Genomic DNA, 15,780 nt, shown 5'->3' with positions numbered 1-15,780 from the left:
CTAGCTTTTATTTTTATAGCTATCTTTTTGTATACATGTTTTTTCCTGTATTTTTAACTGGCCAACTATTGTAAACAACTTCATGATAACAAGAGAAAACTTCATTGAAATTGCAAAGATTTTTAGAACTGAAATGCTATCTGACAGAAGCAAATAAACAATACCAGTGAAAAACATTTTTAGGCAATTGCAAGCAAGGCCCAATATATACAAGGTTATTATGGCAACTATTGAAAAGACATTAGTGCCAACAATCCCGACTAGAGAATTTTTTCTGCTATATTGAAAGAAGCCATAATTTATGAGTAATTCAAAAACAATATGGACAATTTTCACTGGGACACTACTTTCAATAATAATATTCCTCTCCGTTTCCTTCATTACCTTTTTAATACAAATAAATCCGCTGCATTATTATAAAAGTGCAGAAACATATAAACTTGACATTGGCTTTCCATTTATTTACTATAGACAATTTTGGCTAAGTGGCAGTAGAATTCCAAATTCTGGTTGGATAATTAATAATTTGTTTTATGACTGCCTTATTACCTGGGTGTTTGTTACTGGCATTTACTTTATATCACAACAGAAAAAGAACTATAGTAATTAACATTAGGCATGCCGCAAAGTTTGCTGCAAAGAAGCGTAACAGTAATTGTATTGTAACAGCATTAAGCAACCACAATAACAATTCCAAACCTTAAAAACTATTACTCACCCATGCCAAATTAAAACAACGCATTCTCTTAATAAATAACTTTGCGGTATTGTGATTAGCAAAATTCGTAAACAACTAACTTTATTTGTAGCTGCATCGGAAGCTCAAACAATTGAGTGGGTAAGGCAGGCATACAATCCAAATCAATTTAAACTAATTAAGGCACATGTTACTTTATGCCGGGAAGATGAAATACAGCAGCTTGATCAGGTTATTGCCAATCTGCAGGCTTTGTCACATCCCGAAATTGTAATTGAATTTGCCCCGGTGGAAAGATTTGATAATGGTAAAGGATTATTCCTTCCGGCATTGCCAAACAATAAAACATTTCACGAATTACGCAGAAAAGTTTTGGCCGGCCCAGCAAACAATCCACGAAAACAGATGCCGCATATTACCCTAATGCATCCCAACAACTCAACCTGCACCAATCAAATATTTCAAGAAATGCAAAGCATAGAATTTCCTTCAAAATTGCATTTTAGCACCATCAGCCTTATTGAACAAAAAGATGGCGGCAAATGGGAAATTGTAAGCGATTTTGTATTTAATAAAAATGCATAAACCACCAATAAAACCGCTTCTAACAGTTGTATAAAAAGCAGATTATGTTACCAGACAGAAGTATTGCTATTAAGCATACTTGCGTCGCACACTTGTACGGTTAAATACTTTATTGGACATGTATGGGTATATAAAAAAGCGAAGATGATTAAACAGCCCACCCAGATAGCAACCATTCCGATGCCAATACACAGCTTTTAGATAATAAGTGGGGATTACTGCTTACAGTTACTTTGATATAACATTCCTGAGATTAACTAAATCTTTACTTATCTTTCAACTTATAATTCATAGGCCATATGAGAAAAACAATTGCTGTTTTGTTTGCCATTATTTACACAAACATTGCCATTAGCCAAAACGTTTCAGGAACGGTTGTTACAAGAAGCATTAATTCAACTTACCTGCAAAACACAGGTGGCGAAAATCCCAACAGGAGAATTTCTGTGTACCTGCCGCCGGGTTACCATCAATCAAAGCAGAGGTATCCTGTTATTTATTACCTGCATGGTTTTATGGGAAATGATTCTATTTACCCGTTCATGAAAAACATACTGGATATGGCGATTGCCAAAAATAAAATTCATCCATTCATCCTGGTACAAGCCGATAACAACACGTTATTCTCGGGAAGTTTTTACAGTAACTCTTCCTTAACCGGAAACTGGAGCGATTTTGAAGCAAAAGAACTGGTTGCATTTATGGATAAAAATTTCAGAACAATTGCCACCCGCGAAGCACGTGGAATTGGAGGGCATTCTATGGGAGGCTATGGTGTTTTGAAAATTGCAATGCTCTATCCAGATGTGTTTAATTGTGCATATGCCATGAGCCCGGGATTGCTGGCTTTTGTAAAAGAGTTTGGTTCCAACAGCGATTCATATAAGCAACTGGCCGCCATCAAAACAAAAGAAGATCTTGATAAAACATATTACCCCCGTGTAATTGCAGCCTGTGCAAGAGCGTGGTCGCCTAACCCAAATAAGGCGCCATTTTATTTCGATCTTCCTTTCAATTATGTTGGCGATAGTCTTGTTGTTGATACTGCCGTATATGCAAAATGGCGCGCCAATATGCCTTTATATATGATTGATACATATGCAGCCAATCTCAAAAAACTAAAAGCCATTAAGCTGGATTGGGGAAGAAATGATGCTCCACGCTTCGCGGTACAATGTGGTATGTTTAGTCAGGAACTGGAGAATCATGGCATAGAACATTATGCAGAAGAATATATTGGTACACACACCAATAAAATATGGTCAGTTGATGGAAGAGTGCTGAATGAAATGCTTCCATTCTTTAACGATTATTTGCAGTTTGACGAGAAATAATTTTTGTTTACAAGCAGCAGTGCCTGTGGCATCGCCTGTTGTGTCACTCACTTGTGCTGCATCACATTAATCAACTTATAGGTTTATGAAAAAATCTCTTTTCTTTTTGATCATTTTTATCGCGTTTACAACTGGAAGTTTTGCATCGAATGTAGATACAATTTCCATTTCAAGTAAAGTGATGAACAAAAGTTATAAAGCGGTTATTGTATTGCCATCTGCCTATACAAAAAGCGCCTATCAATTTCCTGTTTTGTATTTGCTGCACGGCGGGTACGGTCACTTTGACGACTGGATCAGAAAAACGCCTGACTCAACTTTGCTCCAACGATTATCAGACCAATACAATCTGATTATTGTAATGCCCGAAGGTGAGATATTCAGCTATTACCTTAACAGTGAAGTGAATACAGGCAGCCAGTTTGAAACATATATTACCAAAGAAGTAATTGAAAAAATTGATGCGGATTACAGAACCATAAAAGATAAGAAAGGGCGTGCCATTACAGGTTTATCAATGGGCGGTTATGGGGCATTATATTTATCTGCCCGCCACCCCGATCTGTTTTGTGCAGCCGGAAGTATGAGTGGTGCATTAAACCCTGATATGCAATTGTGGAAATTACCTGAAGAAACACGTAAAGCCATTAAAGTAGAGTTTGAGAAAATACTTGGGCCAATTGAAAAATACCCTCAGCGATATGCAGATGCTTCTGTAATAAGCATGGCAGACAAAATAAAAACAAACAAACTGTCCATCATTTTTGATGATGGTGTTGACGATTTTTTAATTGAAGCCAATCGTGAATTACATCGGCGCTTAGTGTTCAACGGAACACCTCATGATTACAGTGAAAGACCAGGTGGGCATAGCTGGGATTATTGGCAAAATTCCCTGCCTTATCATATATTATTCTTTACAAAAGTTTTTATAGGCAACGGCTCATATATTAATGTTAATTAAAACTCATGCTTTCCTTTTACGGTTTTATAATAATAATTGTTTTTTTAGCGCTCATCATTACAAAGCGTTTATCTGTAATAACCGCTTTGGTGTTGGTTCCAATTGTGTTTGCATTTATTGCAGGATTTGATTACAAGGCTATTGGCGCAATGGCATTTACAGGAATAAAGCAAGTAGCACCAACAGGCATATTGCTCATGTTTGCTGTGTTGTATTTTTCTGTAATGCTAGATACAGGCTTGTTCGATCCCGTGATTGCCCTGATCGTTCGTTCAGTAAAAGGCGACCCACTAAAAGTGGTAGTAGGCACCGCTTTGCTTACCATGCTGGTGCATTTAGATGGTGATGGCACTGCCACATTTATGATTGTGCTTTCTACTTTCTTGCCTATCTACAAAAAACTTGGTATGAGCAGATTGATACTTGCAGGCATTGTTGCATTGAGCGTTGGTCCAATGCATTTGGTGCCATGGTCGGGAACATCTGTACGTGCCATGTCAACCTTGAATACAGATGCTATGCACATGTTCAATCCTAATATTCCCGCCATGATAGGTGGATTAATTTGGGTATTGTTTGTTGCTTATATTTTTGGAAGACGGGAAAGAAAGCGATTGGGAATTATTCAGTTTGATTATAAGCACTCAGAAAATTTTTCAGATGAGCAACGGTCATTACGCAGGCCAAAATTAATTCTTATAAATGCAATACTTACTGTTTCGTTAATCGTCATTTTGTTGAAAGGTGTTGTGCCTGCGCCTGCATTGTTTATAGTTGCAAGTATAATAGCATTAATAATCAACTACAATAAATTACCTGACCAGCAAAAAATAATGAAAGCCCATGGTGCAAATATTTTTTTAGTTTCAAGCATGATATTTGCGGCAGGAGTATATTCAGGCATTCTAACAGAATCAAAAATGATAGCCGCCATGGCAGCAGATCTTGTGCATCTTATTCCAAAAGAACATGCATCGTTTATTCCAGCCATCACAGCAATCATTAGTATGCCTGCAAGTATATTATTTACGCCAGATGCCTATTATTACGGAGTTGTTCCGGTGTTGAGCAATACTTGTATACAGTTAGGCATTGATCCGCTTGAAATTGGAAGGGCCTCTTTATTAGGCCAAATGACAGTTGGTTTCCCTTTAAGTCCACTTACTGCTTCTACATTTTTATTAATTGGTTTTGCAGAAGTAGAGCTGGGAGAGCATCAGCGTTTTATTTTTAAATGGGCATGGGGAACGACTATTGTAATGACCATTATTGCACTTTTAACAGGTTCTATACATATATGAAAAGCAAAATAAGAATTGGGTGCGGTGCAGGTTTTTCCGGGGACAGAATTGAACCGGCAATTATACTTGCAGAGAAAGGAGAACTGGATTACCTGGTACTGGAATGTTTGGCGGAAAGAACTATTGCACTTGCCCAGAAAAGAAAATTATTGGATCCTTCCAAAGGTTATGACCCCCTGCTTGAAAAAAGAATAACAACATTATTGCCCCATCTTGTAAAAAATAAAACCAGGCTTATAACAAATATGGGTGCAGCAAATCCAATTACTGCGGCACAAACAATTATAGGGATTGCGAATCAACAAAACATAAAAATAAAAGTTGCTGCCATAACGGGAGATGATGTACTCAGTATAATTAAGCAACAGGCATCTTCTATTATGGATACTGAAAATGGCAAACCATTAAGTGCCTATAATATAATTTCTGCCAATGCCTATATGGGTGTTGATGCAATTGTGGAGGCGTTGCAAACAGATGCCCAAATAATTATTACAGGCAGGGTTGCTGATCCCTCTTTATTTCTTGCTGCAATGATTCATGAGTTTGGATGGAATACAAATGATTTTGATCTCATGGGCAAGGGAACAGTTATAGGACATTTACTTGAATGTGCCGGACAGGTAACAGGCGGTTATTTTGCAGATGGCGTTCACAAAAAAGTGGACGACTTAGATAAGTTGGGCCACCCATTCGCAGATGTATTTGCAGATGGCTCTGCGATTATAAGTAAAGTTGAAGGAACAGGTGGGGTGGTAAATCTTCAAACAGCAAAAGAGCAATTGCTGTATGAAGTAATGAATCCACATGAATATTTTACACCGGATGTTATTGCGGATTTTACAACAGTACATTTAAAAGAAAGCGGAAAAAATAAAGTACAGGTTTCAGGAGGAAGCGGGAAACAAAAACCAAATACATACAAAGCTAGTATTGGCTACAAAGCTTATTATTTAGGCGAAGGAGAAATTTCTTATGCAGGTCAGGCAGCTTATGAACGGGCACAATTAGCAGCAGATATATTGCAAAAAAGATTACAGAATAAATTTAAAGATCTCAGGATTGATTTTATTGGCATTAATGCTTTACATAACTCAACACTTGATTACAATATTTCACCTTATGAAATAAGGCTACGTATTGCTGCTAAAGGCACTACCGAAGGGGAAGCAGCATTGATTGGTGAAGAAGTAGAGGCATTATACACCAATGGACCTGCAGGTGGCGGTGGCGCCAGAAAATATGTAAATGAAGTTATTGGAATAGTGTCCACCCTGATAGATCGTAACATCATTTCTCCACAGGTAACCATTTTTGAATCATGAAACTATTTGAAATAGCGCACAGTCGCGCCGGGGATAAAGGAAACACCTTAATGCTTTCACTGATCCCCTATAAGGAAGCAGATTATGAAATGCTTTGTACAAAAATTACTTCTGAAAAAGTAAAAGCGCATTTAAATAAAATAGTGCAGGGAGAAATCATCCGCTATGAACTAACAAATATTTCTTCATTGCTATTTGTTTGCTACAATGCATTATCCGGAGGTGTAACAACTTCCCTGGCATTGGATACCCATGGAAAATCTATCAGTTATGCTTTGTTGCAAATGGAAATCTGATTCCTGGAAGAGTTAGCATAGGCATCTTATTCTCATAACAACAGATTGGGACGAAAGAAAAGTTGATGGATTATTGTTTTGCCGCATCAAGAATTGAATGGGAAAAATAGACATCTATGTTTCAACAAAAGTGCACCATATAGGGTATGATTTCTTAACAGGTGATTTTGCTATGGCCAAATAGTTCGTTTATTTTTGAGTTAGCGATTATTAAGACAACCAATATGAAAAAAACATTACTTTTTGTATCACTTATATTTCTTGGCAACAATTTATTAGATGCACAATCTTGTGTAATTGCAAAGAGTTTTGCCGGGCATAAGGAAGCTATTTTAGGAATTGCCCAATCACCCAACGGAAAATATATTTTATCTGGCAGTGATGACAATTTTGCTTTTTTGTGGAATGAAAACGGGGAAATTATCGACACGATAAAGGTGCACCTTAAAAGTGTGAATGACGTAGTTTTTTCACCAGACAATAAACGGTTTATAACAGCAGGATCTGAAGGTTCATTTGTGATTTGGAATATTGACGGATCTAAAGTAACAAGCGTTAATGCCGACAAAGTATATGTTAAGACTATTGTATATTCAAACGACGGAAAATTTATTTTAAGCGGCGGCGGTGATAATTCGGCAAAATTATGGACGGCAGATGGTACACTTATTAAAACATTTAAAGGACATAGTTGTACAATTTATCAGGCCTCTTTTTCACCAAATAACAAATCAATTATACTTGCCAGTTGTGATAATACTGCATCGGTTTGGAGCATTAATGGGAAAAAGATTTTGACTTTAAAAAAACATATAAGTGGAGTAAGTGCAGCAAGTTTTTCGCCAGATGGGAAAAGCCTACTAACAGCCAGTTTCGACAAAACAGCAGTAATATGGAATTTAAAGGGAGAGCCAATTACAATATTAAAAGGACATTCCGGAGAAATAAATCAGGCAGAATATTCATTAGATGGCAAATATATTTTGACAGGAAGTGAAGACGGAACGGCCAAATTGTGGAGTAATACAGGTAAACTTATCAAAACATTTGAAGAAAAATATGAGACTGAATATACTTCTGCTACATTTTCAACAGATGGAAAGTTTGCCATTGTTTCCTCAAAAGACAATAATATTAATTTCTGGTATTTACCTAAATAAACGGTTAGAAATAGAGTATGCTGGGGGTACCACATATTCCTCTCTGAACCATACATAAGACCTCTTCGCTTTTGTGGTTCGCCGACCAACAAAGATTTGCTTCGTGCTTTGCTTCGGTAATAGAATGGGAAAATGATACACCATACTAACATTGTATTTCAACAGTTGATTTTATTTGGTAAGGCTATTTTGTTCGTCTATTTTTTAATTCCAGGCAATTTGTTCAAAACTCTAACACATGACACCTACTTCGTTTTCAAATGACACTTTTAAGTTCAAGACAAATCTCAAAAAAAAGATTATTGCGACAATGTTTGACTACTCGTTAGTTTTAATCCCGACATTTATGTACATCATGTACTTTGGGCATGACAATAGTGAAGGTGGCAAAACTGTAGACGGGCTTATGGCTTTACCAATACCAATGCTTTGGTTTTTATACTTTGTTGTTGTTGAAGCCATGTATGGTGCGACGTTTGCTCATCAAGCTCTTTATTTGAAAGTGACAACGCTTGACAGAAAAGAAATCGAATTAATACAAGCTTTGAAACGACATTTGCTTGACCCAATAGACATTTTATTCTGGGGTATCCCTGGGATTATTGCAATTAAAAATACAGATAAGCATCAACGACTCGGCGACATGTGGGCAAAAACTATTGTAGTTGACACAAAAGACCCAGAGCAACACTAAATAAATTATAGAGCAAAAGTATGACAAAACTGGGTGCGGTCAAGTAAGCAAAGCGGATTTCGTCCCTGCTCCTCTCAGAACTATACTTGAAACTTATAGAGTTGATTTATTCGAAATCAAACAATAATTCCCCTTTCATAAAAGCTGCATAGCATTACCCTCCGTACAAGAGTGCGACGCAAGGATGCCTGATAGCAGTACCAAAGCCGGGCCCATAATTAAATAAGAAAGCCTGCACAATGCTGTGCAGGCTTTGCTTTATGTTGAACTTACCATAATTATTGTGGCGTTACAGAAAATTTCTGTGTTAAGAAATTGGCTGTTACTTTATAGGTACCGCTGGTGGCTGGGCCAGGGAAATTATCGGACAGGTTATACCCAAAATCTCCGCCGGCATCTAAACCGGGCAATGATTTATTGGATACAGAGAATTTGTTACCCCAGTCTCCATTTACAGGCAACATTAAATATTCGCCGGCACCTACCAGAGGCAGGGTTAGTTCGAATACAGAAGAATTTATTCTGTTAAACTGCTGAGAGGGTGTTGGCACCGGATTGTTCCAACCACCTTCGGTTGCATTACCAACTATGAATAAATTGGTTGGCAGGAAGCCAGTGTATGGCACAACGGTAAATTTACCCTTTTGAAAATCGAGGGTGATGGCATATGTGCCTGAGGTGGCAGGTGCAGGGAAATTATCGGAAAAATCGTATCCAAAATCGCCACCTGCGCTTAAACCTTCCAGCCCTTTATTGGCTACTGAGAATTTGTGGCCCCAATCTCCGTTTACGGGTAGAATTAAGTATTCTTTACCGCCATTGAGGTGGAATACACCACCATAAGTGGTTTCGTCTATCTGTACCAATTCCTGAACCGGAACGGGTACCGGGTTATTCCATCCACCATCGGTTGCATCGCCTACAATAAACAGTTTACCTGATGTTGGCAAAGCAATTTTTGGAGGTATTTTATAGGCCGTCATTTGCACGGTAATGGTGTTGGAAGTATAGGGCTCGTTATTATTGGCATAAGAAGAAGTAACACGGATAATCATATCGTGTGGTTCGCCAAATGCAAAACCATAGCCCAGTAGAATGTTATTTAATTCTTTGGCTGTATAAGAAATACCATAATCGCCGGAAATAGTTTTTGAGCTTGCTTTGGCGAAATTACCACCGGCAGTATCTATTTCTACAACATACTTTACGGTTAGCAGGTTGGTTTCGTATTTTGGCGATGTCCATAATAATGTAAGCACATTATTCAAAGAATCGGCCGGAGCAGCGGCTACCGAATTGGTAGAACTGCTTAATACAGGTGCGATGCCATTTTTATAGCTTGGCAGATTTCCTACTTTATCGCAGCCCATAAATAAAAGGGCGGCTGCCATAGAGAGGAGGAATAATTTAGATATATGTTTCATAAATCTTTTTTTATTGGTATAAGATGCTGTGCGGGAATAAATGCTTTTTCCGCCTGCAGATTATTGTTTTGTTACAGTGAATTTACCTCTTTGAAAATCTACTGATATTTTATAGGTACCTGATGATACAGGGCCAGGGAATTGCGGATCAGAATCTTTCTTTTCAAAATCGCCGCCTTCCCAGGTACCACCTGCGAGCATATGGTATTGTTTGCCCCAATCTCCCTGTTGTTGAATGAGTTTATAACCACCACCACCGGGTAAGTTTACAGTAAGTTCGTACAGGGTTTCTGACACCTGTGTAAACTGTTGTGAAGCATCATAAGGTGTAGGCAGCGGGTTAGACCATCCTGAAGGAGCAGCGTCGCCTACCATCCATAATGTACCATCAATTGGCACAGGTACTTTTGGAGGAATAGCATAAGGAGTAGCTGTTACAGAAAGCACATTGGATACCAATGCTTCCGCACCACTTGAGAAACTGGCTATTACCCTGATTTCGAGGTTTGACTGTACATTTAAAGGCAATACCAATTGGTTTAACATATAATCGTTAAACTGTGTTTGAGAGATAGACAGGCTTAATGCTTTACTAACTGCAATAGTTTGTTTTTGCGGATTGGTAAAATTGTTGCCGGCTTTGTCTATTTCTACCAGGTAGGCCACATCCTGTGAACTTACACCTGTAGTAAAAGTGTAGTTTGGATTTGTCCAGCTTAACTTAATAGCTTCGTCTGTTGCTGTAGTATAGCCCAGCGTAATGGCGGTAGTTGAAGCGGAAAGCACCGGTGCGGTACCCCCTTCAAAATAATTTTTCACTTCATCCTTCTTACAAGAAAACAGGAAGATGACAAGGAAAGATGAAAGAAATAATGCTCTTGATATATTTTTCATAATGAATGATTTTATCAGTAAATAATTAATATCCTGCATTTTGTGTTAAGCTAGGATTAGCTGTAAGGTTGGCAGCAGGTATCGGGAAAATATTATACTTGCTGTCTACAGCTGTACCAGATGAAACACCACCTTTCCAGGGCCATAAATAAGTACCTGAAGTTAATAAACCATAACGAATAAGATCGGTACGGCGGTGACCTTCCCAGTACAATTCACGTCCACGCTCGTCTAATACTAATTGAAGTGTTAAATCAGCAGATGACAATTTACCAATTTCGCCTGGACCATAGCTATTGCCATAAGCCCTGTAACGGATTTTGTTTACATATTCCAATGCTGTAGCCGCATCGGTACCACCAGCGCCACGTAAATGGGCTTCTGCATAAATAAGGTACATTTCTGATAAACGGAAAACAGGGAAATCAACATCAGAGAAGTTGTTTTGCACATCAGAAACAGCACCACCATCTGAACGGATATTTACATATTTGTTTACATGTAAACCGTTATTGAAATCAGAAATATTATTGATTACCAATTGCTCTGGAGAAGGAGTGAACGCAGATGTAGTAAATAATGCTCTCTGGTCTGTTTCGCCGGTTAAATCAGTAAATAATGAAGCGAATGCAGCGGTAGACCTGTAGCCATACCAACCACCACCTACACCAAAGTCAGCGTGGTCGTCACCGGCTGCGCAGTGTACAAAGAAAGTTGTATTACCATAAGATTGTGTTTTTAAACCATCGCAATTAATGGCATAAATAAACTCATCTTTCTGGCTATCATTATCTGCCATAAACAGTTTTCTATAGTCGGGTTGTAAAGCATAACCCGCATCGATTACCTTTTTGGAATAAGTAGCTGCTTCAGTAAATTTAGCAGTACCGGTATACACTTCTGCATTTAAATACAAACGAGCCAATAATGCCCATGCTGCAGCCTGATCAACCCTGCCATATACGGCAGTTTTAGCAGGAGCAAGATCTGATTGTATGGCCAGTAATTCACTTTCGATATAGGAGAACAATTCTGGTCTTTGTATTTCTTTTGGCAAGAAAGTACCGATACCATCGTCTTCAGTAATAAAAGTTGATTTACCAAACAAATCCAACATTACCCAATAATTAAATGCACGCAGAAAACGTACTTCAGCTCTTGATTCTTTAATTGACTCTGCGTCTGCACCTGTGATATTACGGGAAGCCAGTTTATCATCAGTAGATTCTCTTAAATACTCATTACCAATAGTAATATTGTAGATTGGACGTGCATACATACCCAACAGAAAAGGATCAGAAGAACTCCATTTTAAATCATGAAAATCATGAATGGTTTGGTCGTTCCATGCCACAACGGCTTCATCAGTAGGCAATTCTTCGCAATTGAAGAAACCACGGATAAAAGGTGACTGTGAGCCTTCGTCCAGGCCCTGGATATCTGAACTTCCGGCAGGGCCGGTATTACCTGTACTGGCCAATCCGCCATAAATTTTTGCCAGTACATTTTTATAACCATCAGCGGTGGAATAAGCTGTGGCAGGCGTTAAATCGTTTTGCGGAAACAAATCCAGCTTTTTTGCACAGGAGCTAACAGTTACTACTGCCACCCCAGCTATAAAAATGTTTCTTATTATATTTTTCATCTCATTCAATATTTAATAATTAGAAATCAAGGTTTACGCCAAAAGAGAATGTTCTGGGACGTGGGTAGATATTGCCATCCACACCAGAATCACTGGCGTTTTCCGGATCTAATCCTTTGTACTTGGTAATCACGAATACATTCTGAATACTGGCAGCCAATCTCATAGAAGCTTTATCCTTAAATACACGACCAACATTATAACCCAGATTAATATTGTCTAACCTGAAGAAAGAAGCATTTTCAATATAGTAATCTGATAAATAACGGTTATTATCAAAACCAGTTTCCAGGTAATTTGTTGAAGCATTACCAATAAAATTAATTGGATTTTTAATAGCCCTTAAAACACCATTACTTGAATTATAGTTATTATAGATATAATTACCTAAATATCCATGGGCTGCAACACCAACGCTAAATTGTTTGTAGGTAACCTGAGTATTAAATCCAATAAGAAAATCCGGTGCTGGTTTTTTATAATAATATCTGTCATCATTATTAATAATACCATCCCTGTTTAAATCTTCGTACAAACCTTCAATTGGCTTGCCTGTAGTTTTATCATACACCTGCTTAAATACATTAAAAGTATATGGTGCATATCCTACAGCATGAATACCGATAGTATTACCAGTACCACCACCAATGCCACTTACATCTATACCTTTAAAATTAGGGTCCTGATTTTTTAACAGGTTGGTAATTTCTGATTTGTTATAAGAAACGTTGAAACCCAAATCCCATGAAAAATCTTCATTTCTAACCGGTACAGTATTTAATGTAAATTCAAACCCTCTTACTTTCATATTACCTACGTTGGTGGTAATTTTATTTACAAAGTTGGCACCTGGTGCTACCGGTACTTCACTCAGCAAATCTTCAGTTCTCTTTTCATACACATCAAAACTACCGGTGATTCTGTTGTTTAAAAAAGCAAAATCCAAACCTATATTAGTGGTTGTTGTAGTTTCCCATTTAATGGAAGCATCATATCCTTCAGGACGCAAATAATAGTAGAATGCATCGCCAAACTGGTATTGTGCAGTAGCATTACTTTGAGAATATCTTGGCAGGTAAGAATAATAACCAATACCATCTTGCTGGCCTGTAATACCCCAACCTAAACGCAGTTTTAAATCGTTAACAAAACTGGATGTTTTAAAAAACTCTTCCTTCAATTTCCAGGCAGCTGCAAATGCAGGGAAATAACCTACCCTGTTTTCTTTAGAAAATTTAGAACTGGCATCACTTCTTAAAGAGGCAGTTAATAAATATTTATTCTGAACAGTAAAGTTTAACCTGGTAAAATAAGATTCTAGTCTGTAACGTGGTTTATCTGTAGCAAATGATGGTGCTGTTCCGTCAATTTCTTTTCCATCCTGTCCAAATGCTGCATAATTGCTTACCTCAGTAAGGAAATCCTGGTAGCTATGACCCACTAACACATCAATCTTACTATTAATTTCTTTCAGGTCTTTATTGTAAAATAGTGATACATCAGCCAACGTATTTTTCTTTTTTTGCTCGTAATACTGGAAACGACCTGCTGTTTTATAATTGGTAGCAGAAATAGAATCAGTATTATCATTTCCTTCACCACTGGCATTATCAATACCAACATTTACCAATACATGTAAATCAGGTAAAAAATGCATTTTATAGTCTAACTGTACATTACCAATTACCCTGTTTACGCTGGAGGTATTATGGCGCAAATACAATAAACCCAATGGGTTACGGGTAGACAGGTCAATGGGTTTACCATCGGTCTGTAACCATTCATAATAACCACCAAATTTGTTATCTGCAAAAACCGGTTGTGTAGGATCAAATGAAACAGCTGAACCAATTGCACCTTCGTTTGCAAAACGGTTACTTGTTTTAGATGCTTTCACATTAATATTTACAGAAAGATGATCATCAAAAAACTTGGGAGATAAGTTTAAAGCAGAAGTTAAACGATCAAAATTATTGGTCTTTAGCACACCATCCTGGTTTAAATATCCAAGTGATAAACGAAATGGCAGGTTTTTACCTAAACTACCACTGGCGCTTATATTATTATCAAAAGCTGGTGCCGACTGATAAATTTGTTTTTGCCAATCGGTATTTGCTGAACCTAATAAATTTTTATAGGTATTCAATCCGGTAGCAGCTGCATCTTCAGTAATAATAGCCCTAATCTGGTCAGCAGTTAATACATCTACCATATTGGCAACGGTACCTACTGCAGCCTGAGTATTAAAATTGTATTTTACTTTACCCTTAACACCCTTTTTAGTAGTAATGATAATTACACCATTCGATGCCCTTGAACCATACAATGCTGTTGCAGAGGCATCTTTTAATACACTCATTGATTCAATATCGTTGGGGTTAATGGTATTTAATAAATTAGCCGAACCCGCAATACCATTGCTTTCTACCGGCACCCCATCAATTACAATTAATGGATCATTACTGGCATTTAAAGAAGCACCGCCACGAATACGGATTTTACTGCCACCACCTGCAGAACCACCACCGGAGGTAACCTGCAAGCCTGCAACCTTACCCTGTAGTAATTGCTCCGATGAAGCAATATTACCCTTTTGAAAATCTTTGGCAGAAACAGCAACAACCGAACCGGTTAAATCTGTTTTCTTTCTGGTTCCATATGCTACCACTACCACATCGCTTAAAGAAGTGCTGGCAGATACCAATGAAACCGATACCTCATCACCGGCTATTGCTACTTCCTGCTGGGTAAAGCCAACATATGAAATAACCAATGCCTTTGCAGTAGCCGGAACTTTAATTTGAAAGCTGCCATCTGCAATAGTTTGCGTACCAATGCTGGTACCCTTTACAAGAACAGATGCCCCGGCAATGGGTTGTCCGTCTTTAGCGTCTTTTACTTTACCTGATACAACTCTATCCTGTGCAGCTGCAGTTAAACCTAACAGCAACAATGGCAGAGCAAGTACCATCAACAATCGTTTCGGATTCATAATGATAGATTTACTTGTTTTTTTGAAAAATATTTGACAGCCATCAGTGGATATAATTGCGTATCACAATTACATATGCAGCTATCCTTTTCTATATTGGGAGTTTTAAGAAATGAATTACCATCGCAGGAAGCGAAAAAATGCAAAACAGGTTTTGCACCGCAAACACTATTTATTGTGTTAAGCATTCTCATATACAAGCGATCGTTTTTATTAAGGTGTAAATTTTACACATTAAAAAGCAAATATGTGTATTTTTTACACAACAGAAAAAAAAATTTTAACGTTTTTGTTGTTGTTTACATTAAATATCAAAAAAAACAGAAATTCTTTTACAGGTGGCGTATTTCCAAGGCAGTCAACGGCGAACATTACATAGACAAACAGCTTTAGATTTACGCTGCAATATTATATAAACTCCATATTTGAGCAAATGATGTTAATTAGCTGCCTGCACAACTTTCCTGAT

At 37.7% G+C, this 15,780-nt stretch carries 12 protein-coding genes; 8 read left to right on the top strand and 4 right to left on the bottom strand.

Going from position 1 to position 15,780, the window contains the following annotated elements; genetic code table 11:
- The first annotated feature begins 769 nt into the window (after window positions 1-769).
- The 8 genes from GD597_RS12160 (at window position 770) to GD597_RS12125 (ending at window position 8,356) form a co-directional block, all read left to right on the top strand.
- Entirely contained in the window at window positions 770-1,282 is a 513-nt protein-coding gene (locus tag GD597_RS12160; RefSeq protein WP_171608125.1) for a 2'-5' RNA ligase family protein, read from the top strand.
- Window positions 1,283-1,581: 299 nt separating this feature from the next.
- Entirely contained in the window at window positions 1,582-2,616 is a 1,035-nt protein-coding gene (locus tag GD597_RS12155) for an alpha/beta hydrolase (protein ID WP_171608124.1), read from the top strand.
- 85 nt (window positions 2,617-2,701) lie between these two features.
- Entirely contained in the window at window positions 2,702-3,580 is an 879-nt protein-coding gene (locus GD597_RS12150) for an alpha/beta hydrolase (protein WP_171608123.1), read from the top strand.
- 5 nt (window positions 3,581-3,585) lie between these two features.
- On the top strand, window positions 3,586-4,881 hold the full coding sequence (locus GD597_RS12145) for a CitMHS family transporter (RefSeq protein WP_171608122.1): 1,296 nt from the start codon (window positions 3,586-3,588) through the stop codon (window positions 4,879-4,881).
- Window positions 4,878-6,206: an acyclic terpene utilization AtuA family protein gene (locus GD597_RS12140; RefSeq protein WP_171608121.1), complete on the top strand. Its 1,329-nt coding sequence runs from the start codon at window positions 4,878-4,880 to the stop codon at window positions 6,204-6,206. Before GD597_RS12145 ends, GD597_RS12140 begins: the two co-directional genes overlap by 4 nt.
- The gene (locus tag GD597_RS12135) at window positions 6,203-6,502 is read left to right on the top strand and encodes an AtuA-related protein (RefSeq protein WP_171608120.1); all 300 of its coding nucleotides are present in this window, start codon (window positions 6,203-6,205) and stop codon (window positions 6,500-6,502) included. Before GD597_RS12140 ends, GD597_RS12135 begins: the two co-directional genes overlap by 4 nt.
- A gap of 224 nt (window positions 6,503-6,726) precedes the next feature.
- Window positions 6,727-7,662 carry a WD40 repeat domain-containing protein gene (locus GD597_RS12130; RefSeq protein ID WP_171608119.1) on the top strand — a complete coding sequence of 312 codons (936 nt, stop codon included), beginning with the start codon at window positions 6,727-6,729 and terminating at the stop codon, window positions 7,660-7,662.
- A gap of 238 nt (window positions 7,663-7,900) precedes the next feature.
- Window positions 7,901-8,356 (top strand): RDD family protein, encoded by a 456-nt coding sequence (locus GD597_RS12125; RefSeq protein ID WP_171608118.1) that lies wholly within the window; start codon window positions 7,901-7,903, stop codon window positions 8,354-8,356.
- Window positions 8,357-8,634: 278 nt separating this feature from the next.
- Here GD597_RS12125 and GD597_RS12120 read toward each other — a convergent pair whose 3' ends face one another.
- From GD597_RS12120 to GD597_RS12105, 4 genes are read right to left on the bottom strand one after another with little or no spacing between them, the layout of a single operon-like run.
- Window positions 8,635-9,780: a SusE domain-containing protein gene (locus GD597_RS12120; protein WP_171608117.1), complete on the bottom strand. Its 1,146-nt coding sequence runs from the start codon at window positions 9,778-9,780 to the stop codon at window positions 8,635-8,637.
- A 60-nt stretch (window positions 9,781-9,840) separates the two neighbouring features.
- Complete coding sequence (locus GD597_RS12115) at window positions 9,841-10,674, bottom strand: SusE domain-containing protein (protein ID WP_171608116.1); 834 nt, start codon at window positions 10,672-10,674, stop codon at window positions 9,841-9,843.
- A gap of 25 nt (window positions 10,675-10,699) precedes the next feature.
- A complete protein-coding gene (locus GD597_RS12110; protein ID WP_171608115.1) occupies window positions 10,700-12,319 on the bottom strand; it encodes a RagB/SusD family nutrient uptake outer membrane protein in 1,620 nt (539 codons plus the stop codon).
- A 19-nt stretch (window positions 12,320-12,338) separates the two neighbouring features.
- Window positions 12,339-15,311, bottom strand: coding sequence for a SusC/RagA family TonB-linked outer membrane protein (locus tag GD597_RS12105; RefSeq protein ID WP_235954277.1), 2,973 nt, complete (start codon window positions 15,309-15,311; stop codon window positions 12,339-12,341).
- Window positions 15,312-15,780 lie beyond the last annotated feature (469 nt).

The organism is Limnovirga soli (genome assembly GCF_013106755.1).
GTDB lineage: Bacteria > Bacteroidota > Bacteroidia > Chitinophagales > Chitinophagaceae > Limnovirga > Limnovirga soli.
Note: the sequence above shows the minus strand (reverse complement) of the source record. Positions and strands in the feature narration are given on the sequence as shown.

What these genes read in the sequence shown, in the direction of transcription:
- GD597_RS12155 (WP_171608124.1), top strand. Translation starts at nt 1,582, where the DNA reads ATGAGAAAAACAATTGCTGTTTTGTTTGCCATTATTTACACAAACATT.
- GD597_RS12150 (WP_171608123.1), top strand. Translation starts at nt 2,702, where the DNA reads ATGAAAAAATCTCTTTTCTTTTTGATCATTTTTATCGCGTTTACAACT.
- GD597_RS12145 (WP_171608122.1), top strand. Translation starts at nt 3,586, where the DNA reads ATGCTTTCCTTTTACGGTTTTATAATAATAATTGTTTTTTTAGCGCTC.
- GD597_RS12140 (WP_171608121.1), top strand. Translation starts at nt 4,878, where the DNA reads ATGAAAAGCAAAATAAGAATTGGGTGCGGTGCAGGTTTTTCCGGGGAC.
- GD597_RS12135 (WP_171608120.1), top strand. Translation starts at nt 6,203, where the DNA reads ATGAAACTATTTGAAATAGCGCACAGTCGCGCCGGGGATAAAGGAAAC.
- GD597_RS12130 (WP_171608119.1), top strand. Translation starts at nt 6,727, where the DNA reads ATGAAAAAAACATTACTTTTTGTATCACTTATATTTCTTGGCAACAAT.
- GD597_RS12125 (WP_171608118.1), top strand. Translation starts at nt 7,901, where the DNA reads ATGACACCTACTTCGTTTTCAAATGACACTTTTAAGTTCAAGACAAAT.
- GD597_RS12120 (WP_171608117.1), bottom strand. Translation starts at nt 9,780, where the DNA reads ATGAAACATATATCTAAATTATTCCTCCTCTCTATGGCAGCCGCCCTT.
- GD597_RS12115 (WP_171608116.1), bottom strand. Translation starts at nt 10,674, where the DNA reads ATGAAAAATATATCAAGAGCATTATTTCTTTCATCTTTCCTTGTCATC.
- GD597_RS12110 (WP_171608115.1), bottom strand. Translation starts at nt 12,319, where the DNA reads ATGAAAAATATAATAAGAAACATTTTTATAGCTGGGGTGGCAGTAGTA.
- GD597_RS12105 (WP_235954277.1), bottom strand. Translation starts at nt 15,311, where the DNA reads ATGAATCCGAAACGATTGTTGATGGTACTTGCTCTGCCATTGTTGCTG.